This is a genomic window from Auraticoccus monumenti, assembly GCF_900101785.1.
GTDB classification, from domain to species: Bacteria; Actinomycetota; Actinomycetes; order Propionibacteriales; family Propionibacteriaceae; genus Auraticoccus; species Auraticoccus monumenti.
Genome location: NZ_LT629688.1, coordinates 3,513,123 through 3,538,551 on the forward strand (window position 1 = coordinate 3,513,123; position 25,429 = coordinate 3,538,551).

The 25,429-nt window shown below is 75.0% G+C and carries 24 protein-coding genes; 10 read left to right on the forward strand and 14 right to left on the reverse strand.

Annotated features, from left to right (window positions below):
• Window positions 1–659: 659 nt before the first annotated feature.
• Window positions 660–1,325 carry a GNAT family N-acetyltransferase gene (locus BLT52_RS16285; protein ID WP_231946357.1) on the forward strand — a complete coding sequence of 222 codons (666 nt, stop codon included), beginning with the start codon at window positions 660–662 and terminating at the stop codon, window positions 1,323–1,325.
• A gap of 9 nt (window positions 1,326–1,334) precedes the next feature.
• Window positions 1,335–1,838 (forward strand): hypothetical protein, encoded by a 504-nt coding sequence (locus tag BLT52_RS16290; protein ID WP_231946358.1) that lies wholly within the window; start codon window positions 1,335–1,337, stop codon window positions 1,836–1,838.
• A 40-nt stretch (window positions 1,839–1,878) separates the two neighbouring features.
• Here BLT52_RS16290 and BLT52_RS16295 read toward each other — a convergent pair whose 3' ends face one another.
• The 6 genes from BLT52_RS16295 to BLT52_RS16320 all read right to left on the reverse strand — a co-directional run bounded on the left by BLT52_RS16295 (window position 1,879) and on the right by BLT52_RS16320 (window position 8,374).
• Window positions 1,879–2,772 carry a universal stress protein gene (locus tag BLT52_RS16295; RefSeq protein ID WP_090595006.1) on the reverse strand — a complete coding sequence of 298 codons (894 nt, stop codon included), beginning with the start codon at window positions 2,770–2,772 and terminating at the stop codon, window positions 1,879–1,881.
• Window positions 2,769–3,350 carry a hypothetical protein gene (locus BLT52_RS16300; protein WP_090595008.1) on the reverse strand — a complete coding sequence of 194 codons (582 nt, stop codon included), beginning with the start codon at window positions 3,348–3,350 and terminating at the stop codon, window positions 2,769–2,771. Before BLT52_RS16300 ends, BLT52_RS16295 begins: the two co-directional genes overlap by 4 nt.
• A 72-nt stretch (window positions 3,351–3,422) precedes the next feature.
• Entirely contained in the window at window positions 3,423–4,355 is a 933-nt protein-coding gene (locus tag BLT52_RS16305) for a T3SS (YopN, CesT) and YbjN peptide-binding chaperone 1 (RefSeq protein ID WP_231946359.1), read from the reverse strand.
• Window positions 4,356–4,428: 73 nt separating this feature from the next.
• Window positions 4,429–5,358, reverse strand: coding sequence for a hydroxymethylglutaryl-CoA lyase (locus BLT52_RS16310; RefSeq protein ID WP_090595011.1), 930 nt, complete (start codon window positions 5,356–5,358; stop codon window positions 4,429–4,431).
• A gap of 50 nt (window positions 5,359–5,408) precedes the next feature.
• Complete coding sequence (locus tag BLT52_RS16315; protein WP_090595012.1) at window positions 5,409–6,347, reverse strand: AEC family transporter; 939 nt, start codon at window positions 6,345–6,347, stop codon at window positions 5,409–5,411.
• A 152-nt stretch (window positions 6,348–6,499) separates the two neighbouring features.
• A complete protein-coding gene (locus BLT52_RS16320) occupies window positions 6,500–8,374 on the reverse strand; it encodes a DUF2207 domain-containing protein (RefSeq protein WP_090595014.1) in 1,875 nt (624 codons plus the stop codon).
• A 205-nt stretch (window positions 8,375–8,579) separates the two neighbouring features.
• Between BLT52_RS16320 and BLT52_RS16325 the strand changes: the two genes are divergently transcribed.
• Window positions 8,580–9,947 carry a serine hydrolase domain-containing protein gene (locus BLT52_RS16325; protein WP_090595015.1) on the forward strand — a complete coding sequence of 456 codons (1,368 nt, stop codon included), beginning with the start codon at window positions 8,580–8,582 and terminating at the stop codon, window positions 9,945–9,947.
• 164 nt (window positions 9,948–10,111) lie between these two features.
• Here BLT52_RS16325 and BLT52_RS16330 read toward each other — a convergent pair whose 3' ends face one another.
• The 4 genes from BLT52_RS16330 to BLT52_RS16345 form a co-directional block, all read right to left on the reverse strand.
• The gene (locus BLT52_RS16330; RefSeq protein ID WP_090595017.1) at window positions 10,112–10,537 is read right to left on the reverse strand and encodes a VOC family protein; all 426 of its coding nucleotides are present in this window, start codon (window positions 10,535–10,537) and stop codon (window positions 10,112–10,114) included.
• Window positions 10,538–10,591: 54 nt separating this feature from the next.
• Window positions 10,592–11,071 carry a transcriptional regulator NrdR gene (nrdR, locus tag BLT52_RS16335; protein ID WP_090595018.1) on the reverse strand — a complete coding sequence of 160 codons (480 nt, stop codon included), beginning with the start codon at window positions 11,069–11,071 and terminating at the stop codon, window positions 10,592–10,594.
• Between the two features lie 183 nt (window positions 11,072–11,254).
• Window positions 11,255–11,686: a DUF2752 domain-containing protein gene (locus BLT52_RS16340; protein WP_090595020.1), complete on the reverse strand. Its 432-nt coding sequence runs from the start codon at window positions 11,684–11,686 to the stop codon at window positions 11,255–11,257.
• Window positions 11,687–11,707: 21 nt separating this feature from the next.
• Window positions 11,708–12,016, reverse strand: a complete 309-nt coding sequence (locus BLT52_RS16345) for a hypothetical protein (RefSeq protein ID WP_090595022.1) — start codon at window positions 12,014–12,016, stop codon at window positions 11,708–11,710.
• A gap of 351 nt (window positions 12,017–12,367) precedes the next feature.
• Between BLT52_RS16345 and lexA the strand changes: the two genes are divergently transcribed.
• Complete coding sequence (gene lexA / locus BLT52_RS16350; RefSeq protein ID WP_231946651.1) at window positions 12,368–13,153, forward strand: transcriptional repressor LexA; 786 nt, start codon at window positions 12,368–12,370, stop codon at window positions 13,151–13,153.
• Window positions 13,154–13,309: 156 nt separating this feature from the next.
• Window positions 13,310–14,062, forward strand: coding sequence for a hypothetical protein (locus BLT52_RS16355; protein WP_090595025.1), 753 nt, complete (start codon window positions 13,310–13,312; stop codon window positions 14,060–14,062).
• 15 nt (window positions 14,063–14,077) lie between these two features.
• Here the strand turns inward: BLT52_RS16355 and BLT52_RS16360 are convergent, their stop codons facing one another.
• Window positions 14,078–16,051, reverse strand: a complete 1,974-nt coding sequence (locus BLT52_RS16360) for an ATP-dependent DNA helicase (protein WP_090596946.1) — start codon at window positions 16,049–16,051, stop codon at window positions 14,078–14,080.
• A gap of 320 nt (window positions 16,052–16,371) precedes the next feature.
• Here BLT52_RS16360 and BLT52_RS16365 point away from each other — a divergent pair, with 320 nt between their 5' ends.
• From BLT52_RS16365 to BLT52_RS16375, 3 genes are read left to right on the forward strand one after another with little or no spacing between them, the layout of a single operon-like run.
• Window positions 16,372–18,582, forward strand: coding sequence for a glycoside hydrolase domain-containing protein (locus tag BLT52_RS16365; protein ID WP_090595026.1), 2,211 nt, complete (start codon window positions 16,372–16,374; stop codon window positions 18,580–18,582).
• 2 nt (window positions 18,583–18,584) lie between these two features.
• Window positions 18,585–19,910, forward strand: coding sequence for a glycosyltransferase (locus BLT52_RS16370; RefSeq protein WP_090595028.1), 1,326 nt, complete (start codon window positions 18,585–18,587; stop codon window positions 19,908–19,910).
• Between the two features lie 21 nt (window positions 19,911–19,931).
• Window positions 19,932–20,729 carry a class I SAM-dependent methyltransferase gene (locus BLT52_RS16375; RefSeq protein WP_090595030.1) on the forward strand — a complete coding sequence of 266 codons (798 nt, stop codon included), beginning with the start codon at window positions 19,932–19,934 and terminating at the stop codon, window positions 20,727–20,729.
• A 6-nt stretch (window positions 20,730–20,735) separates the two neighbouring features.
• Here the strand turns inward: BLT52_RS16375 and hflX are convergent, their stop codons facing one another.
• A complete protein-coding gene (gene hflX / locus BLT52_RS16380) occupies window positions 20,736–22,238 on the reverse strand; it encodes a GTPase HflX (RefSeq protein ID WP_090595031.1) in 1,503 nt (500 codons plus the stop codon).
• A gap of 85 nt (window positions 22,239–22,323) precedes the next feature.
• On the opposite strand from hflX, the gene BLT52_RS16385 reads away from it, so the two are divergent.
• Window positions 22,324–23,142: an SDR family oxidoreductase gene (locus tag BLT52_RS16385; protein ID WP_090595033.1), complete on the forward strand. Its 819-nt coding sequence runs from the start codon at window positions 22,324–22,326 to the stop codon at window positions 23,140–23,142.
• 28 nt (window positions 23,143–23,170) lie between these two features.
• On the opposite strand, the gene dapF is transcribed toward BLT52_RS16385, so the two are convergent.
• Both dapF and miaA read right to left on the reverse strand, forming a co-directional pair.
• A complete protein-coding gene (gene dapF / locus BLT52_RS16390) occupies window positions 23,171–24,034 on the reverse strand; it encodes a diaminopimelate epimerase (RefSeq protein ID WP_090596948.1) in 864 nt (287 codons plus the stop codon).
• Window positions 24,035–24,107: 73 nt separating this feature from the next.
• Window positions 24,108–25,049 (reverse strand): tRNA (adenosine(37)-N6)-dimethylallyltransferase MiaA, encoded by a 942-nt coding sequence (gene miaA / locus BLT52_RS16395; protein ID WP_197679083.1) that lies wholly within the window; start codon window positions 25,047–25,049, stop codon window positions 24,108–24,110.
• Between the two features lie 137 nt (window positions 25,050–25,186).
• On the opposite strand from miaA, the gene BLT52_RS16400 reads away from it, so the two are divergent.
• Window positions 25,187–25,390, forward strand: coding sequence for an antitoxin (locus BLT52_RS16400; protein ID WP_090595035.1), 204 nt, complete (start codon window positions 25,187–25,189; stop codon window positions 25,388–25,390).
• Window positions 25,391–25,429: the final 39 nt, after the last annotated feature.

Consider the following 25,429-nt stretch of genomic DNA (forward strand, 5'->3'; position numbering starts at 1 on the left):
GGGTCGTCCGGTCCGTCGCCCAGCTGCTCGCCGGCGCCGGGACCGGGCCGCGGCTCGACGGGTCGGTCGGCCGCCCCCCGGCGTGCGCCGGGACGGGGCCCGCGTCGGGTGCCGGCCTCCGGTGGCCGGGTGCGCGGCGGACGTCCGGCCGGGGCGTCGGCGGGCTGCTCCGCCGCGGCACCCGCGCCCTGCTCGGGCGGTGCGCCCACGGCCTGGTCGGTCGGGGTGGACGCGGTCTGGCCCCCACGGCCCCGACCGCGCCCGCGCCGGCGGCGGGGGCCGGTGCCCCGCTCGCTCGACGGAGGGCGTGGGGCGGGGCTGGTCTCTGACATGGCCCGTCCACCCTATGCCGCGCGGCCAGGGGTCACGACCGTCTTCCTGCGCCCACGCAGCCGGTGGTGTGCGCCCGGCCGGCGGACGCGGCGATGGCACCGCCCAGGCCGACGACGCAGGGCCACCGCCGGACCGGCGGCGGGGGCGGCACCACACCGAGGTGGGCGCAGCAACGGTGGCCGGCGGGCCGGCACCGGGCGCCAGCCTCACGAGCTGTGCGGCAGGGGCACGGAAGGGCGACGTGGCACGACCGTCGGGGTGGTGTCCTCCGCGCCGGAGGGTCAATGCGCTGGTGGCGACCACCGCGTCGGTGGTTGGCTTCCCCGGTGGACGCCCTTCCCGACCTCTGGCCGCCGTACGCCCTCACCCTCACCGCAGGTGACCTGACCCTGCGGGTGGTGCGCGAGGACGACCTGCCCGAGCTGGTCGCGCTGGTGCGCAGCGGCGTCCACGACCCGGCCACGATGCCGTTCGACACCCCCTGGACCGACGCCGACCCCGAGCAGCTGCCGCTGGACTACGTGCGCTACCAGAGCTCGGTCAAGGCCTCCTTCACCTCCGAGGCGTTCACCCTCGAGCTCGCCGTCCGGGTCGGCGGGGAGCTGGTCGGGGTGCAGGGGTTCTCCACCCGGGACTACGCGGTGACCCGCACCGGCGAGACGGGCTCCTGGCTGGCCCGCCGCTTCCAGGGCCGGGGCACCGGCAGGCGGATGCGGGCGGCGCTGTGCGCGTTCCTGTTCGACGAGCTGGGCGCGCGGCGGGTGACCTCCAGCGCCTTCGTCGACAACCCCGCCTCGCTGGCGGTGAGCCGGGCGGTCGGGTACGTCCCCGACGGCACCCAGGTCAAGGCGCGCCGCGGCGAGGCGGCGCTGAACCAGCGGCTGCTGCTGACGCCGGAGGCCCTGGTCCGCGGCGAGCCGGTGACCGCCACCGGGGCCGGGCCGCTGCTGCGGATGATCGGGCTGGCGCATCACCCTCCGACGTCGGGGTAGTTCCCGGCCATGGACCACGACGCCCAGACCCCCGACGCCCAGACCCCTGACGCACCGAGCCCTTCCCCCTCCTCCTCCGAGGACGGCCGAGACGCCGCCCACCGCGTGCCCGACGACGTCAGCCAGGAGACCGTCGAGGCCCTGGGCAAGCTCTCCGAGGCCCTGGAGTCGGTGGACCGGGCCCGCGGCCACCTCTACGAGTTCCACCAGCTGACCGGCAAGGCCGACATCGGTCTGCAGGACGCGGTGGAGGCCCTCGAGCAGGCCGGGCACGCGGAGACCGCGGAGCGGCTGCGCACCGAGCTGGTGGGGCGCAACGTCATCGCCGGGCGCTGGACGTTCCAGATGGTGGAGGACTACGACGACAACTACTGGTCGGTGTTCCGCGGGCTGGAGCGCGAGGCCCGCGAGGCCCACGCCCACGGACGTCGCCACCTGTACGAGGCGCAGATGAAGGAGGACGAGAGGACCAGGGGCGTGGCCGGCCACGAAGCCACCCCCGAGGAGCTCTGACCCCACCGCGGACCGCGCGGGCGCGCCGTGATCGCTGCGGTCAGGAGCCCGCGCGACGTCCCTGGACGGCGCAGCCACGCACCAGCGCCAGCGGGCAGCGGCTGTGGGCCATCACGCCGCGCACCACCGCACCCACCCCGAAGCCGCCCTCGTGCACCCCCAGCCAGAGCAGGTCCAGCTCGGCCGAGCGGTCCACCAGCGTGTCCACCGGGTGGGCCTCCACCTCCAGCTGCGTCACCTCCACCCCGGGGTGGCGGGAGCGCTCCTCGGCCACCAGCTGCTCGACGTGCTCGGTGTCGCGGCGGCGGAGCTCCTGGGCGCGCTCGGCGTCCAGGGCGCGTCCGAACAGACCCACCGTGGGCGGCTGCCACGCGTGCACCACCTCCAGCGACGCACCACGGCGGGCCGCCTCCTCGAAGGCCATCCGCAGCGCGCCGGAGGCCTTGGGGTTGGGCTCGATGCCGATCCCGATGCGACCCAGCGAGCCGGTGTGCTCGACGTGGCTGGCCGCGGACAGCATGATCACCGGGCACCGGGCCTGGGCGGCCACGCCCACGCTGGTGGAGCCGACGAACAGCCGCTCCAGCCCCCGCACCGAGCGCCGTCCGACCACGACCAGGTCGCTGCTCTCGGAGAGCTTGGCCAGCACGCCGGCGGGGTTGCCCATGGCGACCTCGCGGTGCACCCGGTCCGGGGAGAGCCCCATCGAGGTCGCGGTCCCGACGGCCTCCTCCACGATGGCCTCGCCGGCCTGCTGCAGCAGGGTGGGGTCGTAGACGACTCCCCAGGCACCGGCCAGCACGGCGTCGTCCACCGCGTGGGCCACCACGAGGTCGGCGTCGCGGAAGAGGGCGGCGCGGATGGCGTAGACCAGGGCCCGCTGGCCGTCCTCGGACCCGTCGACCCCGACCACGATGGTGTGCGGCTCGTTCATCGGGCCCTCCTGGTGCGGATCGAGGCCGAGACGGCCGAGGTCGGTGGGTGGGGCACCCCGAGCACCGGGTGCTCGGGGTCGACGGGGGACGGCGGCGGGCCCGAGGGTGCCGGGCCGAGCAGGCTGGGTCCCGGGGCCAGCGGCGCGGGTGGCCCCGGTCGCTGGGCCGGTGGCGGTGCCAGCGGGGTGGCAGCGGTCGGGCGGGGGCCGGAGGGGCCGACTCCGGGCCGGGGGGGCGGCGGACCGGGGTGGGGACGTCCCCCCGACACCGGCGGCCGGAGCGGGCTCGGGCCGGCGGGGGCGACCGGCCGCGGGCCCGGACCGGAGCCGTGGACGGGCGGCGGCCCCGCGGCCGGGGCGGGCACGACCGGTCGGCCGGCGGCGTCCGGGGCGGTCAGGGCGCGGAGGACCTGGTCCAGCTGCTGGGTGATGCGGTGCAGCAGCGCGGTCTGCTCGCCCAGCTGGTCGGCGATGCGGTGCAGCGGCTCCTCGGGCCCGGCGGCGCGACCCGGGTCGGCTCCGGCACCCGGTCCGGGGACCGGGGGCTGCGGCTCGCGACGGTGGCTCTGCGCGCTCATGCCTGCAACCTAGACGACCGCCCCCGCCGCGGGAAGCCACCGGACCCGCGGGTCGTGGGTCCGGCCCGCCGCTCAGCCGGCGTCGGGGCCGAAGGTGGTGCGTCCGCGGAGCTTGCCGGCCAGCTCGTCGTCGATCCCGTCGGCCACCTCGGCCATCATCGTGACCGCCTGGTGCAGGTGGGCCGGCACGAACGGGTGGGCCATCACCGAGCAGGTCACGAAGACGCGGTCCCGGATCAGCTGGAACTTCACCATCCGGGCGTCGGCGTTGAGGTCGTTGAGCACCTCCACCGCCCGCGAGCGGCCCTCGACGTCGTGCACCAGGGAGGCGAAGACCAGCACCTCGCGGGCGTCGGAGGAGAGCCGCAGGAAGAGCATCGTCGAGCCGACCCGGATGGCGATGTCGCCCTCGGCGTCGTGCAGTGGGGTGTGGCCGAACATCTCGGTCAGCTCCACCTCGACCAGGTCGCGCAGGTGCTCCACCCCGGCCGGGACCACCGCGGCCACGTCCTCGGCGTCGTACTCGGTCAGGACCACCGGCTCCGGGGCCGGGGTCAGGATCTCGGCCAGCTGGTCCGGGGCCAGGAAGACGGGGTGCTGGACGCCGTACACGTCGCGGAGGGTGCTCACGGCGAGCCCGGCCAGGGCCTCGGACTGCTCCTGGGCCCTCAGCACCCAGAAGTTCTCGCTGACGGGGTCGCCGGGCTGCTCGGGCTCGCTGGTGGGGTCCTGCCAGCCCAGCTCGGAGAGCCGGGTCAGCTCGGCCGGGCCGAGCTGGTACTTCTCCCCCACCACCGCGTTGCTGGCGGCCTCGGCCAGCAGCGTGTCGCGGTCACGGCTGTGGAACCGCACGAAGGGGACCGGCTCCTCGTCCACGGCCACGCAGCCGAGGGTGAAGTCGGCGGAGTCGTCGATCATCGAGACCACCTCGGCGAGCCGCTGCTCGAACTCCAGCCACGACTCGGCGGTGCTGCGGTCCAGGTCGAAGTCACGGTAGTCGGGCACGGTCACTCTCGCTCTCGTCTCGGCGCCCCGTCCGGGCCCTGGTTCGAACGTAGCGCACGACCCCGACGCCTTCTCACGACGAACCGCCGGTGAGCGCCCGCACCACCCGTGACGGGCTGGGACGACCCAGCCGCCCGGCGAGCCAGGCGCTGGTGGCGGCCAGGTCCGGCAGCGAGACGCCGGTGCTCACCCCCTGCCCGTGCAGCATCCAGAGCAGGTCCTCGGTGGCCAGGTTGCCGGTGGCGGAACGGGCGTAGGGGCAGCCGCCGAGGCCGCCGGCGGAGGCGTCGAGCTCGCGGACCCCGGCCTCCAGGGCCACCGCCGCGTTGGCCAGCGCCTGACCGTAGGTGTCGTGGCCGTGCAGGGCCAGCCGCTCCTCCGAGCCGGCCAGCACCGTGAGCAGGGCGCGGACGTGCGCGGGCGTCGCCACGCCGATGGTGTCGCCGAGGCTGACCCGGGCGCAGCCGGCCGTCCACAGCCGCTCCACCAGCGGCACGACCTGCCGCGGCGCCACCCGGCCCTCCCAGGGGTCGCCGAAGGCCATCGAGACGTAGCCCCGGGCGGCGACGCCGTGCTCGGCGGCCAGCGCCAGTACCGCCTCGGCACGGACGACCGCCTCCTCCCGCCCGGTGCCGAGGTTGGCGCGGGCGAAGGCCTCGGTGGCGCTGACCACGACGGCCACCTCGCGGGCGCCGGCGCTCAGGGCCCGCTCGAGCCCGCGGATGTTGGGCACCAGCACCGGGAGCCGGGCGTCCGGCAGCCCGGCCACCGCGCCGAGCACCTCCTCGGCGTCGGCCAGCTGCGGGACCCAACGGGGCGGCACGAAGCTGGTGACCTCGACGGTGCGCAGGCCGGCGGCGTGCAGCCGGTGCACCAGCTCGACCTTGGTGGCCGTCGGGACCACGGTCTCCTCAGCCTGCAGGCCGTCGCGCGGACCGACCTCGTAGACCGTCACCTCCGCGGCGGGGCCCGTCCCGGGGTGCGGCTCGGGGAACGTCTCCATGGGCCGACCCTACGACCGGCCGACAGGAGGTCCCGGGCGTGCGGGCGCGGTCAGCCGAGGCGGAGCAGCAGGGCCAGCAGCAGCACGGTGGCGAACGAGAGCACGGTGCTGAGGAACACCACGTCGCGGGCCAGCAGGACCCCGACCCGGTAGCGGGTGGCGATGATGAAGACGTTCTGGGCGCTGGGCAGCCCCGCCATCAGCACCACGGCGGCCACCGTGGCCGGCTCGAGCCGCCAGACGAGCGCCGCCAGCACCCAGGCGACCGCGGGCATCACCACCAGCTTCAGCGCCACCAGGGTGGCGAGCTGGGCCGGTGGCTCACCCCGGCCCGGGAGCGGGCCCAGCCGGAGCGAGACGCCGAAGGCCAGCAGCATGGCCGGCACCGACATGGCCCCCAGCATGTCCAGCGGCGCGGCCACCGGGGCGGGGATCGACCACTCCAGCAGCGAGAGGGCGACCCCGGCGAGGGTGGCCACGGTCATCGGGTTGCGGAACGGGCGGCTCAGCACCGAGCCCACCGAGACCCGGCCCCCGCGTTCACGGGCCGCGCAGACGTCGAGCACCACCAGGCCGAGCGGTTGGAGCAGGACCATCTGCAGCAGCAGCACGGGCAGGGCCGCCGACGCGTCGCCGAGCACGAAGGCCGCCACCGGGATGCCCAGGTTGTTCGCGTTGACGTAGCCCGCCGACCACGCCCCGACCACCGTCTCGGCGGCGCCGCGCCGCCAGCGGAGCCGGGCCAGCCCGACCCAGACCAGGGCCACCAGCAGGGACGCGCAGGCGGCCACGGCCAGGCTCGGCGAGACGATCCGAGTGATGTCGGTGCGTGACATCAGGGTGAGGATCAGCGCCGGGGTGGCCACCGTGAAGGTGATCCGCGCCAGCACCTGCTGCCCGTTCCCGTCCAGCACCCGCAGGTGGGCCAGGGCGACGCCGACCAGCACCACCGCCGCGATGGTCCCGAGACCGGACAGCACCGAGATCATCGAAGGCCCACCAGGGTGGGCCGGCAGCAGACCGTGACCCGCAGGGTCCGGCGCGCCGGCCGGGGCCCTGCCGTGCTGCTCACCCGACCATGCTGCCGGGGTGGCTCACCGCGGCAGCGCGCGTCTCAGCGTCGGCGGGGGCCCGTCACGGCTCACCACCCACCGCCGCCCCCACCGCCCACGCCGCCGCCGACCCCGGCGCTGAAGCCGCTGCCACCGCCGCTGCCGGCGGTGGAGGTCGTGACGGCGCTGCTCACCGCGGAGGAGAAGGAGGAGATCTGGTCACCGAAGGCCGCTCCGGTGAAGACGAAGGGGTGGGCGCCGGCGTACCAGGTGGGCGTGTCCAGGGCGTGCCCGCGGGCGGCCAGCTCGGCGAAGACCCCGGTCCAGTGCTCGGCCACCCCGAAGGCGATGGCGTAGGGCAGGTAGCGGGAGAAGACCTGCTCGGCCTCCTCCAGCTTGATCTGGTCCGCCTCGGCGGTGCTGAGGTACAGCTTGAAGCCCAGCGACTGCTCCAGCAGCGCCGAGCCGGCGGCCGTGCGGGCGGGTGCCCGGCCGGTCAGGGCGAGGCCGACGACGCCGGCGACGACCAGCCCCAGCCCGATGATCCCGGCGCCGACGGTGAGGGCGAGCACGATCGTGAGGACCACCCCGGCCACCAGCACGAGGGCCGCACCCCCGGCCCAGCGGTGGCGCACGGCGCGCGGGTCGGCCCGGAACCAGCCACGCTCGGTGACCCGGCGGTAGAGGGCGGTCTGGGTGGAGGCGAGCGCGGGGGCGAAGACGAGGCCGTCGAGGTCGACCTCGTCCCCGGTGGAGAAGACGCCGTCGAGCAGCACCTGCTCGTAGTCGGCGAGCTCGTCGTCCCCGCCGGTCAGCCGCTCCAGCCGCCAAGTGGGTGCGTCGTCGGTGTCCCCGGGTCCGCGGGTGTCCACGATGCGGAGGTGGCCGCGGACCGCCAGGTCGACCAGCGCCGCCGTCACGTCGGCGGTGTGGGCCACCTCGTCCTGCACGGTGCCGACCTCGGCGGGGCCGGCGCCGTCGGGCGGGGTGAAGCGGACCGCGACGGGTCCGCGCGCCCCTCCGGTGGCGGTGGTGGCCTCGGCGCCGGCCAGCGGCGACAGGCCCGGGGTCAGGCCGACGTAGCGCTCGTCACGACCGCGCCGCGCCAGCAGCGCGGCCAGCAGGGCGCCGAGCGCGGCCACCAGCAGCCCGCCGCCGACGGTGAGCGGGTTGGCGGCGAAGGTGTTGCCGAGGTGGCGGCGCTCGGTCAGCAGGACCGGTGCGGTCACCGAACCCGCCGGCCAGCCGGTGACCACGGTGAGCCCCTCGTCGGTGCTGATCCCGTCGTCGGTGAAGGTGGCGGTGGTGCCCTCCTCGGCGGCGGACGTGCAGGGGGTCCTCGTCCCCGGCTCACCGGCGAAGCACCCCACCTGCTCGACCTCGGCCGGCCCGCGGACGGTGACCGTGATGTCCTCGACCGGCACCTGCCACTGGTTGAGGACGTTCCAGGAGAGCTCGTCCAGCCCGGAGCCGGTGGCCTCGGGGTTGACCAGTCCCTGCTGCACCCAGGTGACCACGTAGGTCTGCAGGCCCTCCACCTCGACGTCCGCGTCGCCGACGCGGATGTCCATCGCACCCGACTCGACCTCGGTGCTGACCTGGGCCGGGGCGCCACTGGGACTGGTGGCCGAGACGTCGGTGATCGGCATGCTGCGCCAGTGGTCGGGATCGCCCTCGATGCGCTGCCGGACCGCCTGCACCAGCACCGGGCCGTGGGCCGGCTCGTCGCCGAAGTCGAAGTCCAGCTCGGTGGTCACCCGGGTGGTGCCGTCGCTCGCGGTCTCGGCGGTGACGTCGTAGCGGGTGATCCGCCAGTCCTCCCCCTGGTCCTCGGCCCGGGCCGGGCCGGGTGCGGACACCAGCAGCAGCACCCCGGCCAGGGCGACCAGCAGCGCCCGCAGCAGCAGGGGCCGGTCGGCCTGGGTGGGGCTGGTGCCGGAGGGAAGGAGGAGGGGCTGGGCCATGACCTCATTCAACCGCCCCGGAGGCGCACCCGACGATGACAGTCGTCACCGAAGCCCGCCGCCGGCACCTGGACCCGGCCGACGAGCCGCACCCGGCAGCCCTCGGCGCAGGTCGGACCACCGCGCGAGGTCGCCGGCGGCGGGTGCTGCGGACGACACCGCACGACGCCCCCGGGCAGGGGCCGATCGGCCGTAGGGTCTCGGCATGGCACACCAGTCCGCCGTCCTCGCCGCTGAGGTCGCCCAGGCGGCGCGTGAGCTGGGCGTCCCCGGGGTCGCGGTGGGGATCGAGCACGGCGGGCAGCGTGAGGTCCTCACGCACGGCACCACGAGCGTCGACGGGGGGCGACCGGTCGACGAGGCGACGCTGTTCCAGATCGGCTCGACCGCCAAGACCTTCACCGCCACGGCGATGATGGTGCTGGTCGAGCAGGGACGGGTCGACCTCGACGACCCGGTCCGCCGCCACCTCCCGGACCTGCGGCTGCACGACGCGACGACCGCCGGGACGCTGACCGTCGGTCACCTCCTCAACCACACCGCCGGCTGGGACGGCGGCGACGCCTGGACCGACACCGGTGAGGGCGACGACGCGCTGCGGCGCGCCGTCGAGCTGCTCGTCGGGCTACCGCAGCGGTTCGCCGCAGGGAGCGGGGCGTCGTACAACAACGCGGCGTTCGTGCTGGCTGGGCGGGTGGTGGAGCAGGTCACGGGCGAGACGTACGAGCGCGCGCTGGCCCGGCTGGTGCTGGACCCGCTCGGGCTGCGCCAGACGAAGACGTCGCTGAACGAGATCATGACCGGCTCGTTCGCGGTCGGTCACCAGCCGCAGGACCCACCCGGCTCGACACCGGTGGTGTGCCGGCCGTGGAGCTCACCGCGCGCTTACCTGCCCGCCGGGGCCCGGCTCGCCTCGAGCATCACCGACCAGCTGACCTGGGCCCGGTTCCAGCTCGGCGACGGCCGAGCGGCCGACGGCACCCGACTGCTGTCGCAGCGCCGGCTCCGGGCGATGCACGCCCCGTCGACACCGCACGAGCTGCTGCCGGGGGTCGGCGTCGGCGTCGGGTGGCTGCTGCGCGACATCGGCGGCGTGCGGCTGGTCGAGCACCACGGCGACGTCTCGGGCCAGCACTCCACCATCACCGTGGTACCGGATCGCGACTGGGCGGTCGTCGTCCTAACCAACGCCGCACCCGCTGGCCGCGAGCTGGCCGACCAGGTGGTGCGCCGGATGCTCCGGACGCGGCTCGGGCTGGTCGAACCACCGCCCGAGACGCTGCAGCTCGGCGCCGACGAGCTGGCGGCGTACGTCGGGACCTACCGGACCGACGGCATCGAGCTGCGGGTCGTCGTCACCGACGGGGGCCTGGTCATCCACGGCACGGTCACCGACGGCGACGCACCGGCCGAGTCACTGGCCTTCCCGGTCGGCATGCTCACCGGAGAGCGGTTCGTGGTGACCGGCGGTCCGTTCGCCGGCGTCCAGGGGGAGTTCGTCCGCCGGGCCGGCGACGTCGTGGCGGCCCGCCACATCGGGCGGCTGGTGCCGCGCAGCGATGGTCCCGGCTGATCCTGCCGGCGGCCGACCCGGTCCCCGCGCGGCTCGCGCGGCCTGGACGACTGGCGCCACCGGACGACGTGGCACCTCGCTCACGTCGCCCACCCGGAGGCGCCAGGGACCGGCTCGGAGGGCACGCAGCGTCAGCGTCGTCGACCGGATGCGCGGCGGTGGGGCTAGCTCGGTGGACCGAGCACGCGGTCCCCGACCTCGCCCGGCGCCCAGGCCACCTCCCAGGCGAACCCAGCCGGGTCGACGAAGTAGCCGGAGTACCCGCCCCACTCCCGGTGCTGGCCGTCGGTGACCGAGCGGGCGCCCACGGCACGGGCCTGCTCGAGGACCGCGTCGACCTCCTGGGGGCTGCGGACGTTGTGCGCCAGCGTGATCGGGATGTTGCCCTCCCCCTGCACGGTGGGACCCACCTCGGCACGGAAGTGGTCGGCGTCCCAGAGCGAGAGCAGCACCCGGTCGGCCACCTCGAGCATCAGGACCTCGCCCTCGGCCTCGACGAACGGCGACCAGCCCATGCCGTCCAGCCAGAACCGGCGGACCGCCGCCAGGTCCTCCACGGCGAGGGTGATCAGGCTGACCCGCTGCTCCATGCTGTCTCCTGCTCGTGGTCGGGGGTCCACCCGGCCCGGCCGGGTCCTGTGGTGTCAGGCGGTCGGCTGGTCCTCAGCCGGCGACCCCACCGGGGCGGCCCGCAGCTGCTCGATGGCGGCCTCGAAGTCCTCGACCGACTCGTACTGCTGGTAGACGCTGGCGAAGCGGAGGTAGGCCACCTGGTCCAGGCGGCGCAGCGGCCCGAGGATGGCCAGACCGACGTCGTCGGCCGGCACCTCGGGGCTGCCGGAGGCCCGCAGGGTCTCCTCCACCTCCTGGCCGAGCTGGGCCAGCGCGTCCTCGGTGACGGGGCGACCCTTGCAGGCCTTGCGCACCCCGCTGACCACCTTCTCGCGGGCGAAGGGCTCCACCACGCCGGAGCGCTTCACGACCACCATCTGCATCTGCTCGATCGTGGTGAAGCGTCGCTCGCACTCCGGGCACTGCCGGCGGCGGCGGACGCTGGAGCCGTCCTCGTTGACCCGGGAGTCGAGCACCCGTGAATCAGTGTGACGGCAGTAGGGGCAGTGCACGACCGACCTTCCGGTTGACGGCGGGACGCACGTCCCCGGAGCCACGCTCACGACGCACCCCCCGTCGACGCCGGGGTCGGCCGCACTGCACGCGGCCCCAGCGACGCCGCGGCTGGGACACCCCGCGATGCTAGGGCCGCGGACCGGGCCGGACAAACGGACCGCCGCCCGCGACCGCCGGGCTCACTGGAGGTTGCGGGCCAGCGTCCAGACCACGGCACCGCCGAGCCACAGCGTCGTCCAGACCGCGTCGGGCACGGAGCGGAGCGCGGCCCGCCACCGGCGCGGGACCCCGGGCCCGCGGACACCGCGCCACTGGGCGAACCAGACGAGGGAGAGCACGGCCAGTACCCCGAGCCCGACCAGGGCCACCGGGTTGAGGTACCAGGCGGCGGCGACGTCACCCCGGAGCAGGGCCGCGCCCATCCGGGTGCCGCCGCACAGGGGGCACTCCCACCCGGTGAGCTGGAGGAAGGGGCAGGCGATGCCCAGCCCGGTGAACTGGTAGAGGGCGCTGAGCGCCAGTCCCGAGGCGGCGACCACACCGACCCCAGCCAGCCGCGTCCCGGCGCGGCGGGAGACCACGCGCTCGGCGCTCGCTCCATGGGTGGTCACCCCCTCAGTATGGCGCCGGCCTCAGGCGGTGACCGCGACGAAGCGGGAGACCATCACCAGCAGGGCCAGGACCATCAGCACGCCCGTGGTGACGGTGAGGGCCGCGGCCCCGCGGGCGGTGAGCTGCCAGCCGGCGGCCAGGGACACGGGAGGCGTCAGGACCATCGGCACCTCGACGTGGCAGGCGCGGGACACCGGGGCGGCTGCGGCCAGGCGCGGCGCGCGGACCCCTCCAGGACGCCCCTGGACCGAGCGGCCCGGGCGGACCTGCGGGCGGGTGCGGGTGGGACGCGTGGCGCCCTGCGACCGCGGCGCGGTGGTGGTGCTCATGGTGCCTCCTCCGGTGATCGAACCTGTGTTCGATAGGACATGTCTACCGCATTCGAACGTGTGTGCCAAGAGACCCGCCGGGGCCGACACCCCGTGAACCGCTGCTTCCGCGTCCGACTTCATGACCAGGAGTCCACCAGCGGGGTCTGACAGTTTCGGCTGACCGCTCTCCGCGACCCGAGCAGCAAGGGGTCGGACACCGCGTCGACACGGCGCGACACGCCGCGACACGAGGTCGAACAGGTGTTTGATTCACCTCCCGCCAGGCCCTACGGTCGTGCCATGGCCCACGGCTCAGACGACACCACCCCGCCCCGCACCCCGCGACGTCGCGGTCGACCCAGCGCCAGCATGGTGCGCGCCCAGCTGGCCGAGGCCGGCGGCTCGGTCACCTCCCTGCCGGACGGTCCCGAGGACGGGCACGGGCTCACCCCCCGCCAGCACCGCATCCTCCAGGTGATCAAGGAGGCGGTGGACTCCCGCGGCTACCCGCCGAGCATCCGCGAGGTCTGCGACGCCGTCGGCCTGGCCAGCTCCTCCAGCGGGGCCCACCAGCTGAAGGTGCTGGAGGCCAAGGGGTACCTGCGGCGCGACCCCAACCGTCCCCGCGCGCTCGAGGTGCTGCTGCCCCAGGGCGCCACACCGGCACCGGCACCGGCACCGGTGCCCGCACCGGCACCGGTCGCCGCCGCGGTGGCCCCGGCCGCGCCGACGTCGCCCGCGGAGGACGTCGACCAGACCGGTTACGGCGACGCGTTCCCGACCGCCGTGGCCGTGCCGGTGGTGGGCCGCATCGCCGCCGGCGGGCCGATCCTGGCCGAGCAGGTGGTGGAGGACGTGTTCCCGCTCCCCCGCCAGCTGGTCGGCGACGGCACCCTGTTCATGCTCGAGGTCCGGGGCGACTCGATGATCGACGCCGCGATCTGCGACGGCGACTGGGTGGTCGTGCGGCAGCAGCCCGACGCCCAGAACGGTGACATCGTGGCCGCGCTGATCGGTGAGGAGGCCACGGTCAAGACCTTCAAGCGGACCCCCGGTCAGGTGTGGCTGCTGCCCCACAACCCCGCCTACGAACCCATCGACGGCAACGAGGCGTCCATCCTCGGCAAGGTGGTCACCGTCCTGCGTCGGGTCTGACCGACGACCGAGGGCCCGGCTTCGCGCACACGCGCGGTGCCGGGCCCTCGTCGTCCCCTGGGCCGCCCAAAGTCCGGCAGGCGCCCGGTCCGGCGAACCGACCACGCACCCGGATCGGGACGACGTGCGACCCCGCTGCGGGCTAGCGTGCCGTGGATGGGCAGCCAGCACACCGGGAGCGACGACGTCCCGCCGGGCGTCCGCCGCTTCCGGCGGGTCCTCCGGGTGCTCGGCGTGCTGCTGGCGGTGCTGGTCGGCGTCCCGCTGAGCCTCTACGTCGGGCACGGGGTCGTGGGCAGCGTCCAGACCTCGGCGCTGCGTGCGGAGGTGGGTGCGGAGGTCCGGGCCGAGCGGGCGGTGGCCCAGCCCGAGGTGCTGGCTCTGCGGGACCGTCAGCGCGCCGCCCTCCCCGCCGCACCGGCGCACTCCTGGGCCGCGCTGGAGTGCGACTTCGCGTCCCGTGACGCTGGGTGGATCGTGCAGGCCTACCAGCAGACCTGTGAGCTGCGCACCATGGACTTCCTCCCCGTCGCCGACCGCTCCGAGGCCGAGCAGGTGTCCGCCGGTCTTCCCAGCGGGCTCTTCGGGGACGAGCAGGAGCACTCCGGCGGGCCGCACTGCCAGCCCCTGCGGGCCACCGGAGGCGGCAGGGAGCCCAGCACCGAGCTGCTCTGGACGCCGGCCGCCACGCTGCCCGACGGCCCCGACCGGTGCTACCGGGTGATGACGTCGAGACCGGGGCAGACGGCTGACGTCCTCGAGCCCTTCGACGCCGCCACTCTGGACCCGACCACGGACTGGCTGGTGGTGGTCAGCACCAGGACCGTGATGGACCGTCGCGAGCTGGGCTGCAGCCCGTGGTCGGTGCTCTTCTGCTCCGAGCCCTTCGACGAGCCCGTCCTCGGCTGAGCCGGGCCGGCACCGTCAGCCCCTGGCCTCCTGCAGCCGGCGCAGCGCCTGGACGGCGACCTCGCGGTCGGTGGTCATCCACATCGGCGGCATCGTCGAGCGCAGGAACGGCCCGTAGCGCGCGGTCACCAGCCGCGGGTCGAGGACGGCGACCACCCCGCGGTCGCTGGCCCGGCGGATCAGGCGACCGGCACCCTGGGCCATCAGCAGCGCGGCGTGGGTGGCCGCCACCTGCATGAAGCCGTTGCCGCCGGCCTCGCTGACCGACTGCTGGCGGGCCTGCATCAGCGGCTCGTCCGGACGCGGGAACGGCAGCTTGTCGATGATGACCAGCTCGCAGGTGTCGCCGGGGACGTCGATCCCCTGCCAGAGCGAGACCGTCCCGAACAGGCTGGTGGCCGGCTCCTCGACGAAGCGCCGGGTCAGCTCCGACAGCTGGGCGTCACCCTGGCAGAGCACGGTGTGGTCCTTGAGCTGGCGCCGGACGTGCCCCGCGGCCACCTCGGCGGCCCGCTGGGAGGCGAACAGCCCCAGGGTGCGGCCACCGGCGGCCCAGACGAGCTCGGCCACCTCGGTCAGGGTCTCGTCGCTGATCCCGTCGCGACGGGGCGGTGGCAGCGAGCGGGCCACGTAGAGGATGCCCTGGCGCCCGTAGTCGAAGGGCGAGCCGACGTCCATCCCGCGCCAGACCAGCGCGTCCTGCTCGGGGGTGGTGGCCGGGTCGTCGGTGCGCTCCCGGGCGAGCAGACCCACCGAGGCGGCGGTGGCGGCGAAGTCCCCGCCGACCTGCAGGGTGGCGGAGGTGAGCACCGTCGGGTGCTCGCTCAGCACGTGGCTGCGCATCAGCCCGGCCACGCTGAGCGGGGCCACCCGCAGCTCCTTACCCGTCCGCTCCCGGTCCACCACCCAGACCACGTCGGCGTCGGAGAGCGCCGCCATCCGCTCGGACAGGTCGAGGACCTCCTTGGCCACCGCCGCGGCCTGACGCTGGTCCGGCTCGATCTCGCTCCCCCCGCCCGGTCCCTTCGACATGGCCGAGACCACCCGGCGGGAGACGTCGCGGACGGTGCGGCAGGCCTCGAGCACCCCCGACGCCGGGTCGGTCAGGCGCTCGGGGACCGCGTCGGCCAGGGCGGCACGGAGGGTGTCGGCGGAGTCCAGGAACTCCCCACCCAGGTCGTCGTCCAGCCAGGTCAGGCAGCGACGGGCCACCCGCTCGACCTGGGCCGGGCCCAGCTCGCCGGAGGCTGCGCCGGTCACCCGCGAGACCAGCTCGTGGGCCTCGTCGATCACCACCGCCCCGTGCTCGGGCAGCGCGGTGCCGCCGTGCATGGCGTCGATGGCCAGCAGCGCGTGGTTGGTGACCACCAGGTCGGCCTCGCGCGCCTTCTCCCGCGACTTCTCCACGAAGCACACCTCGCCCCAGGGGCAGCGGGAGGCCCCGACGCACTCGCGCACCGGCACCGACACCTGAGCCCAGGCCCGAGGCCCGTGGGTGGGGGCGTCGTCGCGGTCGGCGAGCCCGCCGCGCTGGGCCTCGGTCTCGGCCCACTCGCGCAGGGCCAGCACCTGGGTGCCCAGCCCCGAGGAGCCGGGCCCGGACGCCGGTGCCGGCTCCGCGGGGGCCGGGCGCGCGCCCTCGGCCTGGGCCAGCAGGTCCGTGCCGGTGACCAGCGCCTCCTGGTCGTCGATGACGCCGTCGCGGATCCGCAGCAGGCAGGCGTAGTTCGAGCGCCCCTTGAGGATGGCGTGACGGGGACGCCGGCCGCTCACCTGCTCCACGGCGTCCAGCGCGGCGGGGATGTCCTTGCTGGCCAGCTGGGCCTGCAGCGCCAGCGTGGCGGTGGCGATCACCACCCGCTCCCCGGGGTGGCTGGCCAGGTGGGCCAGCACCGGGGCGAGGTAGCCCAGCGACTTGCCGGTGCCGGTGCCGGCCTGGACCAGCAGGTGCTGCCCGCTGGTCAGGCTGGCCGCGACCGCCTCGGCCATGGCCTGCTGACCCGGCCGCTCGTCGCCGGCGATGCCGCCCACGGCGGCCTGGAGCACCTCGTGGTAGCCGACGTCCTGGCGCTTCGCGCGGTCGTCGGCCGGGGAGGTGGGGCTGCTGGGCACCGGGCCACGGTAGTCGCATCCCGGCCCGCGTGCAGGACGTCGTGCACAGGCCGCGCCGCCGGCGCCCCTCCCCCGACGCCCGGCCGTAACGGCGTGGTCGGAGGGTGGAAACCCGGGCGAAACACCAGGTCCCTACTCTGGCGGGACGCCGGGCGCGGAGCCGCACCCGGCACCGCCGGGACGGAGAGGGGGCAGGCGTGTACGACTCCGTCGACCCCTTCATCGGGAGCGAGGCCACCGACCTGCCCGCACCCACCGGGCTGGCCGCCGGCTGGTGGTTCCCCAAGCCGCAGATCGGCAACACCCACCCCGGCCCCGCACACCCCTTCGGCATGGTCTCGGCCACCGCGTACTCCGGGGCCTACCCGACCGGCTACGGCCGCTACGACTTCAGCACCGAGGGCGTCCCCCGCACCGTGCACGAGCGACCGGTGGCCAGCGGGTTCACCCACTTCCAGCAGTCCGGCACCGGGGCCATCCGCAAGTACTACAACTACTTCCGGGTCACCCCGATGCTCGAGCCGCTGGACGCCCTGGGCCGCACCTGGGAGCTGGACCAGGAGGAGGCCCGACCGGGCTACTGGGCCGGCACCCTCTCCTCCGGCATCCGCTGCGAGCTCACCGTCGGGCCGAAGTCGGTCGTGCACCGCTACACCTTCCCCGCCGCCTCCCAGGCCCGGCTGGTGGTCGACGCCTCCCTGGGTGGGCTGTCCCTGCCCCGCAGCCAGACGGTCCCGCTGCGGGCGCACCTGGCGATGCTGGCCCCCGGGGTGGCCCAGGGGGAGATCCACGTGGAGGGCGTCCCGCTGGCCGCGCACGTGGAGGTCGTCGCCCCGGGCTGGCGCCAGCTGCTCTGGTACGACCGCCGCCTGATGCCCGGTGGCACCCGGCTGGACTTCGACTACATCCGCCCGACCACCCTGCGCCCCTTCGGCCTGATGTGGATCGGCCCCACCACGGCCGGGCAGACCGTCGAGGTGCGGATGGGGTTCTCGCTGCGCGGGTGCGAGCGGGCGGAGAGCAACCTGCGCGCCGACGTCGGGCACCGGCCGCTGGCCTTCGGCTGGCGGGAGCGCAGCACGGCGGCGTCCTGGCGCGAGCACCTGGACCACGTCCAGGTCGACGGGGCCGGCGCGGAGCAGGAGACGGTGCTGGCCACGGCGCTCTACCACTCCCTGGTCAAGCCCTGCCTGGCCCCGGACGAGGCCCCGGGCTGGTCCAACGACGGCCCGTACGCCTTCGACATCTGCACCATGTGGGACATCTACCGCACCCAGCTGCCGCTGGTCACCGCGCTGTTCCCCGACCGTGCCGCCGAGCTCGCCACCGCCCTGCTGTCCATCTGCGAGCAGGAGGGCAACCTGCCGATCGGCTACCGGATGGCCAAGGGCGCCGACCGCTTCTCCCGCCAGGGCAGCGCGCTGGCCCACACCTTCCTGGCCGACCTGTGCGCGGCCGGCGTCCCGGGCATCGACTGGGACTGGGCCATGGTGCACCTGGAGGCCGAGCTGCGCCGCACCTACGGCGAGGACTACCTGGTGACCGGGCTGGCCCACCCGATCAGCCACACCCTGGACCTGGCCGTCGGCTACCACTGCACCGCCGCGGTGGCCCGGCACGTCGGTGACCGGGTGCTGGCCGAGCAGCTGGAGCAGCTGGCCGGCGGCTGGCAGCGGGCCTTCGACCCCGCCACCGGGTTGCTGATCGACTCCACGTACTACGAGGGCGGACGCTGGAACTACTCGTTCCGGCTGCTGCACGACATGCGGGCGCGGGTGGCCCTGGCCGGTGGGGACGAGGGCTTCGTGGCGCTGCTGGACCGCTTCTTCGGCTTCGGGCAGCCCGCCGTCCGCCAGCCCGGCGTGGCCCCGACGGTGCAGGAGATGGCCGAGGGGTACGCCCTGGGTCGCTTCGAGGGGCTGAACAACGAACCCGACCTGGACGCCCCGTGGGCCTACCACTGGGCCGGGCGCCCGGACCGCACCGACGAGGTCGTCCAGGCCGCGCTGGTGCACCAGTTCGGCACCGGCCGCGGCGGGCTGCCGGGCAACGACGACTCCGGCGGGCTGAGCTCCTGGTACGTCTGGGCCACCCTCGGGCTGTTCCCCGTGGCCGGGCAGGACCTGGTGCTGCTGCACGCGCCCTCGGTGCCGACCTCCACGCTGCGGCTGGGGGGCTCGGAGCTGACGGTCACCGCCGACGGGCTGACCCCGCCCGAGCCCGGCGGCCCGGTCAACCACGTCCTGTCCGCCGAGCTGGACGGCCGTCCGCTCGAGCGCGCCTGGCTCCGCGGGGACGAGCTCCGCAGCGCCTCCTCCCTCCGCCTCACCCTCGGCCCCCGACCCGCCGGCTGGGGCCGGCGGCACCGTCCGCCCTCGCTCTCCGACCCGACCCGACCCGGAAGGTGACCATGCCCCTGAGCTCCCTGCCCGACCTCGCCCCCACCTCCGGCCCCGAACGCCGGCTGGTCCTGGTGGTCCGGGCCGACCCGGTCATCTGCGGCCACTCCGGCGAGGCCCGCTGCCTGGCCGAGGTGGCCCTGCAGCGCGGTTTCACCGACGTCCGGATCGTGACCTGGACGCTGGACCGCCTGGCCGCCTCCGGACTGCCGATGAAGCCGCTGGAGCACGTCCAGCCCTACAGCCCCGGCATCACCGTGGAGCGCCCGGAGCCGGTGGGGGACTACCGCGTCCCGGACGGGCGTCACCTGGCCGGGCTCACCGGCCGGCTGGTGGAGCTCTTCACCGACGGGGTGCCCACCGTGGCCATGTCGCTGTACCTCAGCCCCCACACGGTCGCGGTGGCCGACGCCGCCCGGGTGGCCCGCTCGATGGGTCGCGCCACCGACCTGGTCACCATCGCCGAGGCGGTCGGCTCCGACGTCACCAACGTGGTGCGCGACTGCGTCGCCTCCGGACGCCACGGGGCCGCCGCGCACGTCCTCAGCACCTACCTGGAGAACGACCACTGCGTGGCGGTCTCGGAGTACACCAAGGAGCTGGTGGTGCAGGAGGCCGCGCGGCTGGACGAGCTGATCGGGACCTCCTTCGCCGAGCAGCTCCTGGCCCGGGTCCGGATCTCCTACCCCGCGGTGGACTCCTCGGCCTACCTGCGGCTGGACCCCGACACCTGCGACGACGTGCTCGGCGCCCGCGGGCTGGTGGCCGGGGAGTACGTGCTGTTCCTCTCCAGGCTCGCCTCGGCCAAGGGGCTGGACGACCTGGTCGCGGCCTACGCCGGCAGCCGGGCCAGCCAGCGGGTGCGGCTGGTGCTCGCCGGGCGGGGGCCGCAGGAGGAGCAGCTGCGCCGCTGGATCGCCGACTCCCCGGTCGCGGACCGGATCGACCTGCTGACCGACGTCGACGACGACGAGAAGCCGGCGCTGATGGCGGGCTCGGCGGCCTTCGTGCTGCCCAGCCGCCCCCAGCCGGAGTTCGTCGAGACCTTCGGCATCGCCCTGGTGGAGTCGATGCTGGCCGGCGGCGGGCCGGTGATCACCTGCGCCACCGGAGGCATCCCCGAGGCCGTCGGGGACACCGCGGTGCTGGTGCCCACCGACGACCCAGACGCCCTGCGCGCCGCCCTGGACGAGGTGGTCTGCGACTGGACGCCGCAGCAGCGCTCCGCCGCGCGGGCCCGGGCCCGCAGCCACGCGCTGCGCTTCGACCGCGAGGCCGTCTTCGACGCGCTGTTCGGTCCGGTCTCACGGGCGGCCGAGGTGGACGACGTCGCCTGAGCGCGGTCTAGCGTCGCCGCCATGACGCGCTACACCCACGGCCACGCCGAGAGCGTGCTCCGCTCCCACCGCAGCCGGACGGCAGAGAACTCCGCGGCCCACCTGCTGCCCCACCTCCGTCCGGGGCTGCGGCTGCTGGACGTCGGCTCCGGGCCGGGGACGATCACCGCCGACCTGGTGGAGCAGGTGGCGCCGGGCCGGGTGACCGCCCTGGAGGCCACCGAGGAGGCGCTGGGTCTGACCCGAGACGAGCTGGCCCGGCGTGGTCTCGAGGCCGACCTGCTGGTGGGCGACGTGCACGCGCTGGACCTGCCCGACGACACCTTCGACGTGGTGCATGCCCACCAGGTGCTGCAGCACGTCGCCGACCCGGTGCAGGCGCTGCGGGAGATGGCCCGGGTGACCCGCCCGGGCGGCGTGGTGGCGGTGCGCGACTCCGACTACGCGGCGTTCACCTGGTGGCCGGCGGTCCCCGAGCTCGACGAGTGGATGGCGCTGTACCAGCGGGTGGCCCGCTCCAACGGCGGCGAGCCCGACGCGGGACGGCGGCTGCTGTCCTGGGCGCACGCCGCGGGTCTGGAGGACGTCGAGGCGTCCTCGAGCACCTGGTGCTACGCCGACCCCACCACGCGGGCGTGGTGGGGCGGCATGTGGGCCGACCGCATCCTGACCTCGGCGATGGCCCGGCAGGCCCTGGACGAGGGTGCGGCGACGTCGGCGGACCTGGAGCGGATCTCGAGCGGCTGGCGCCGCTGGGCCGCCGAGCCGGACGGCTGGTTCTCCCTGCTGCACGGGGAGCTGGTCGTCCGGGTGCGGTGACCCTGCTCAGCCGGTGTAGGGCTCCAGCTCGTTGGCCAGGTCCGGGTGCACCCGGACGACCACCCGGGTGCCCTCGGCGGTGTGCTCGCTGGTGATGAACTCCCCCGTGGTGTGGATCCGGTCGATCAGGTCACCTCGGGAGTAGGGCACCAGCGCACGGACCTCCACCTCCGGGCGGGGCAGCCGACCCTCGACCACCTGGCGCAGCGTCTCGATCCCCTGCCCGGTGCGGGCGGAGACCACCACCGCGTCGGGGTGGGCGGCCCTCAGCATCGTGAGCGCCTCGTCGCTGGCCAGGTCGGCCTTGTTGAACACCATCTGCTCGGCCACCTGGCCGGCCCCGATGTCGGCCAGCACCGAGCGGACGGCGGTGATCTGGCCGGCCGGGTCGGGGTCGGAGGCGTCCACCACGTGCACCAGCAGGTCGGCCCGGGCCGACTCCTCCAGCGTGGAGGCGAAGGCCTCGACCAGGTCGTGGGGCAGGTGGCGGACGAAGCCGACGGTGTCGGTGAGGGTGTAGACCCGGCTGTCGGCGGTCTCGGTGCGTCGGGTGGTGGGGTCCAGGGTGGCGAACAGCGCGTCCTCGACCAGCACGCCGGCGCTGGTCAGCCGGTTGAGCAGGCTGGACTTGCCGGCGTTGGTGTAGCCGACGATGGCCACCGACGGGATGCGGTGACGGACCCGCTCGGCGCGCTTGGTCTCGCGGGTGGAGTCCAGCTCGCGCAGCCGGCTCTTGAGCTGGCTGATCCGGGTGTTGATCCGGCGGCGGTCGGTCTCGATCTTGGTCTCACCGGGACCACGGCCACCGATTCCCCCGCCCGCGGCGGCCCGGCCACCGGCCTGGCGGGACAGGTTGCCACCCCAGCCGCGGAGGCGCTGCTTCATGTACTGCAGCTGGGCCAGCTCGACCTGGGCCTTGCCCTCGGCGCTCTTGGCGTGCTGGGCGAAGATGTCGAGGATGAGCGCGGTGCGGTCGACCACCTTGACCTTGACCCGGTCCTCCAGGTTGCGCAGCTGGGCCGCGGTCAGCTCGCCGTCGCAGATGACGGTGTCGGCGCCGGTGGCCACGACGACCTCGCGGACCTCGTCCACCTTGCCCCGGCCGATGTAGGTGGCGGCGTCGGGCCGCTGGCGGCGCTGCACCAGCCCCTCCAGCACCTGCGACCCGGCGGTCTCGGCGAGCAGCTTGAGCTCGGCCATGGCGTTGTCGGCGTCGACCTGGGTGCCGGTGGTCCACACGCTCACCAGCACCACGCGCTCCAGCCGCAGCCGCCGGTACTCGACCTCGGTGACGTCCTCGAGCTCGGTGGAGAGCCCGGCCACGCGCCGCAGCGAGTGCCGCTCCTGGCGGTCGAGCTGGTCCCCGTCGTGGTCGAGGTCGTCCCCGTCCCGCTCGAGGTCCTCACCGTCGAGGGGGTCGAGCCGGCCGTCGTCCAGGTCCACGACCTGGTCGTCGTCGAGCAGGTCGAGGTCGTCCTCGCGGTCGTGGTGGCTGTGCAGTGCGCTCATCGTCCGTCCAGACTCTCACGCCCCGCCAAGGCGGTCGAGGCCATTGCCCGCGCATGCCCGGGGCGGACCCGGGTAGCACAGCGGCATGGCAGACACCACGAGCACCCAGCCGCAGACCGCGATCGTCACCGGGGCCGACTCCGGCATCGGTCGCGCCACCGCCGTCGCCCTGGCCGAGCAGGGCCTGGACGTCGGCATCACCTGGTACGCCGACGAGGAGGGCGCCGCCCGCACCGCCCAGGAGGTCGAGGCTCACGGGCGCCGCGCCGTGGTCGAGCGGCTGGACACCAGCCAGCCCGACGGCTGCGCGGAGGTGGTGGACCGGCTGGTCGAGCAGCTCGGCGGCCGGCTGGACGTGCTGGTCAACAACGCCGGCGACGGCGACTCGAGCCCGTTCCTCGACCTGTCCCTGGAGGCCTGGCGCCGCGTGATGGCCATCGACCTGGAGGGTGCCTTCGTGGTGCTCCAGGCCGGGGCCCGCCACATGGTGCGCGGCGGGCGCGGCGGCCGGCTGGTCGCGGTGACCAGCGTCCACGAGCACCAGCCCCGCGTCGGGGCCTCGGCCTACGACGCCGCCAAGCACGGTCTCGGCGGCCTGATCAAGACGATGGCCCTCGAGCTGGGTCAGCACGCCATCACCGCCAACTCCGTGGCCCCGGGCGAGATCGCCACCCCGATGACCGGCAACGAGGACGTCGACCCCCGGACGGTCTCCCGCCCCGGCATCCCGCTCGGACGCCCCGGCGACGCCCGCGAGGTGGCCGCGGTGATCGCCTTCCTGGCCTCACCCGCCGGGTGCTACGTGACCGGCGCGTCCTGGCTGGTCGACGGCGGCATGACCCAGATGGGTCCGCAGGCCGGCAGCCACCTCCAGGGCGACGACTGGCGCGACGCCGCCGGCTGACCCGCGGTCGCGCGGGGCGCCGCCCGGATCAGGCGGCGGTGCGTCGGTCCGGGAGCACGACCTCCCCGTGCGCCACGAGCTCGGCGGGTCCGGTCATCCAGGCCTCGCCGTCGGCCAGCTCGACCTCGACGGTGCCGCCGCGCACGTCGACCCGCCAGGTGCCCGAGCCGGCACCGACCCGGGCGGCGTGGGCGGCGGCCACGGCCACGGTCCCGGTGCCGCAGGACAGGGTCTCCCCGGAGCCGCGCTCGTGCACCCGCATCCGGAGGTGGCGCTCGCCGAGCACGGTGACGAACTCGACGTTCACCCCGGAGGGGAAGTGATCGGCCGGCACCCACGACGGGGCTGCAGAGAGGTCGAGGGCGTCCAGGACGTCCGGGGTCGCCGGCGCGCCGAGGAGCACGACCGCGTGCGGGTTGCCGACGTCCACCGCGGTGGCCGGCCAGGAGCGTCGCTCCCCCGCCACCGGGGCGCTCACCTGCACCGCGTCGGGGGTGGTGCGGACGGGACCCATCGACACGCGGAGCCGTCCGTCGGGCTGGGCGGCCACGGTGCGCAGGCCGGAGCGGGTGGCCACCTGGACCTCGGGGCCGTCGGCCAGCCCGCTGTCGAGCAGGTGCCGGGCGAAGACCCGGATGCCGTTGCCGCACATCTCGGCCACCGAGCCGTCGGCGTTGCGGTAGTCCATGAACCACAGCGAGCCGTCGCCCTCCCAGGAGGGGACGTGCTCGGCCTTGACCGCGCGGAGCAGGCCGTCCCCGCCGATGCCGGCGCGCCGGTCGCAGAGCCAGCGGACGTCGTCCTCGTCGGGGTCGAGGAGGCCGTGGCGGTCGACCAGGAGCACGAAGTCGTTGAGGGTGCCGTGGCCCTTGGCGAACGTCCAGCTGCGCATGACACCCATTGTCCGCGCCCGACCCCAGCGCTCCAACTCCTCCGCGCCCGGCCCGAGCGCACCAGCCCGGAGCTCAGCCGCGGGACCCGTCGAGCAGGGCCAGCACCCGGGACAGCTGCTCCTCCCGGGGGGCGAGGGCGTCGGTCCAGACGATCCGTGGGTCGCGGCGGAACCAGCCCAGCTGCTTGCGGGCGAAGCGGCGGGTGCGGGCGACGGTCTGCTCGCGGGCCTCGTCCTCGGTGATCTCCCCGGCCAGGTGCTGCAGGACCTGGCGGTAGCCCAGCGCCCGGGACGCGGTGCGACCCCGGCGCAGACCGGCCGCCTCCAGCCGCCGGGTCTCCTCCACCAGCCCGTCGGCCCACATCCGGTCCACCCGCTCGGCGATCCGGGCGTCCATCACCGTGCGGTCCACAGTCAGTCCCACCTGCAGGGTGCCGGGACGGTGGTATCGCGGTTCGGGCAGGGCTGCGGAGAAGGTGCCGGTCAGCTCGAGCACCTCCAGGGCCCGCACCACCCGTCGGGCATTGCCCGGCTCCATCCGCTCCGCCGCCGCCGGCGCCCGCCGGAGCAGCCGCTGCCACAGGGCGGGGAGCCCGAGCTCCTCGACCTCGGCCTCCAGACGAGCCCGCAGCGCGGGGTCGGTGGCGGGGAAGTCGAACTCGTCCAGCACCGCCCGGACGTACAGCGACGAGCCCCCCACCAGCACCGGCAGGACGCCCCGGGCGGTGCAGTCGTCGATGGCGGCCCGCGCCATCGCCTGGAAGTCGGCCACGCTGGCGTCGTCGGTGACCTCCAGCACGTCCAGCAGGTGGTGCGGGATGCCGCGCCGCTCGGCGGGTGAGGGCTTGGCGGTGCCGATGTCCATCCCCCGGTAGACGAGCATCGAGTCGGTGTTCACCACCTCCGCCGCCCCACCCCGGGCCACCCAGGCCTGCACCAGGTCCAGCGAGAGGGAGGTCTTGCCCGAGGCGGTCGGCCCGATCAGGCTGAGCACCGGCAGCTGCGCTGCACCCACCGCGTCACCGTCCTCCCCGCCCGTCGCGACCCCTCCCGGCCGGACCGGCTCGCTTGGCCGATCTTGGCAGAATCGGGGGTGGTCGCTGTTCGACCTCGGTCCCGGACGGGTCCGGCCACCCTGCGGAAGGACGTTCGATGGGACTCTTCGACAAGGCCAAGGACCTGGCAGCACAGCACTCCGAGACGCTGCGCAAGGGCGTCGACAAGGCCGGTGACGCCGTGGACCAGCGCACCGGCGGCAAGCACGCCGGCACCGTCGACAAGGGCCAGGACGCCCTCCGCAAGGTCATCGACGGCAACCGGCGCGGCGGCGACACCACCCCTCCGCCGGCCTCCTGAGCCTCCACGGCGGCTGACCCGCCGCAGCACCGGGCCGGG

What these genes read in the sequence shown, in the direction of transcription:
- BLT52_RS16295 (WP_090595006.1), bottom strand. Translation starts at nt 2,772, where the DNA reads ATGAACGAGCCGCACACCATCGTGGTCGGGGTCGACGGGTCCGAGGAC.
- BLT52_RS16345 (WP_090595022.1), bottom strand. Translation starts at nt 12,016, where the DNA reads ATGAGCACCACCACCGCGCCGCGGTCGCAGGGCGCCACGCGTCCCACC.
- BLT52_RS16370 (WP_090595028.1), top strand. Translation starts at nt 18,585, where the DNA reads ATGCCCCTGAGCTCCCTGCCCGACCTCGCCCCCACCTCCGGCCCCGAA.
- hflX (WP_090595031.1), bottom strand. Translation starts at nt 22,238, where the DNA reads ATGAGCGCACTGCACAGCCACCACGACCGCGAGGACGACCTCGACCTG.
- BLT52_RS16355 (WP_090595025.1), top strand. Translation starts at nt 13,310, where the DNA reads ATGGGCAGCCAGCACACCGGGAGCGACGACGTCCCGCCGGGCGTCCGC.
- BLT52_RS16315 (WP_090595012.1), bottom strand. Translation starts at nt 6,347, where the DNA reads ATGATCTCGGTGCTGTCCGGTCTCGGGACCATCGCGGCGGTGGTGCTG.
- BLT52_RS16375 (WP_090595030.1), top strand. Translation starts at nt 19,932, where the DNA reads ATGACGCGCTACACCCACGGCCACGCCGAGAGCGTGCTCCGCTCCCAC.
- BLT52_RS16310 (WP_090595011.1), bottom strand. Translation starts at nt 5,358, where the DNA reads ATGGAGACGTTCCCCGAGCCGCACCCCGGGACGGGCCCCGCCGCGGAG.
- BLT52_RS16330 (WP_090595017.1), bottom strand. Translation starts at nt 10,537, where the DNA reads ATGGAGCAGCGGGTCAGCCTGATCACCCTCGCCGTGGAGGACCTGGCG.
- BLT52_RS16325 (WP_090595015.1), top strand. Translation starts at nt 8,580, where the DNA reads ATGGCACACCAGTCCGCCGTCCTCGCCGCTGAGGTCGCCCAGGCGGCG.
- BLT52_RS16290 (WP_231946358.1), top strand. Translation starts at nt 1,335, where the DNA reads ATGGACCACGACGCCCAGACCCCCGACGCCCAGACCCCTGACGCACCG.
- BLT52_RS16385 (WP_090595033.1), top strand. Translation starts at nt 22,324, where the DNA reads ATGGCAGACACCACGAGCACCCAGCCGCAGACCGCGATCGTCACCGGG.
- BLT52_RS16320 (WP_090595014.1), bottom strand. Translation starts at nt 8,374, where the DNA reads ATGGCCCAGCCCCTCCTCCTTCCCTCCGGCACCAGCCCCACCCAGGCC.
- lexA (WP_231946651.1), top strand. Translation starts at nt 12,368, where the DNA reads ATGGTGCGCGCCCAGCTGGCCGAGGCCGGCGGCTCGGTCACCTCCCTG.
- BLT52_RS16300 (WP_090595008.1), bottom strand. Translation starts at nt 3,350, where the DNA reads ATGAGCGCGCAGAGCCACCGTCGCGAGCCGCAGCCCCCGGTCCCCGGA.
- dapF (WP_090596948.1), bottom strand. Translation starts at nt 24,034, where the DNA reads ATGCGCAGCTGGACGTTCGCCAAGGGCCACGGCACCCTCAACGACTTC.
- BLT52_RS16400 (WP_090595035.1), top strand. Translation starts at nt 25,187, where the DNA reads ATGGGACTCTTCGACAAGGCCAAGGACCTGGCAGCACAGCACTCCGAG.
- BLT52_RS16360 (WP_090596946.1), bottom strand. Translation starts at nt 16,051, where the DNA reads ATGGCCGAGGCGGTCGCGGCCAGCCTGACCAGCGGGCAGCACCTGCTG.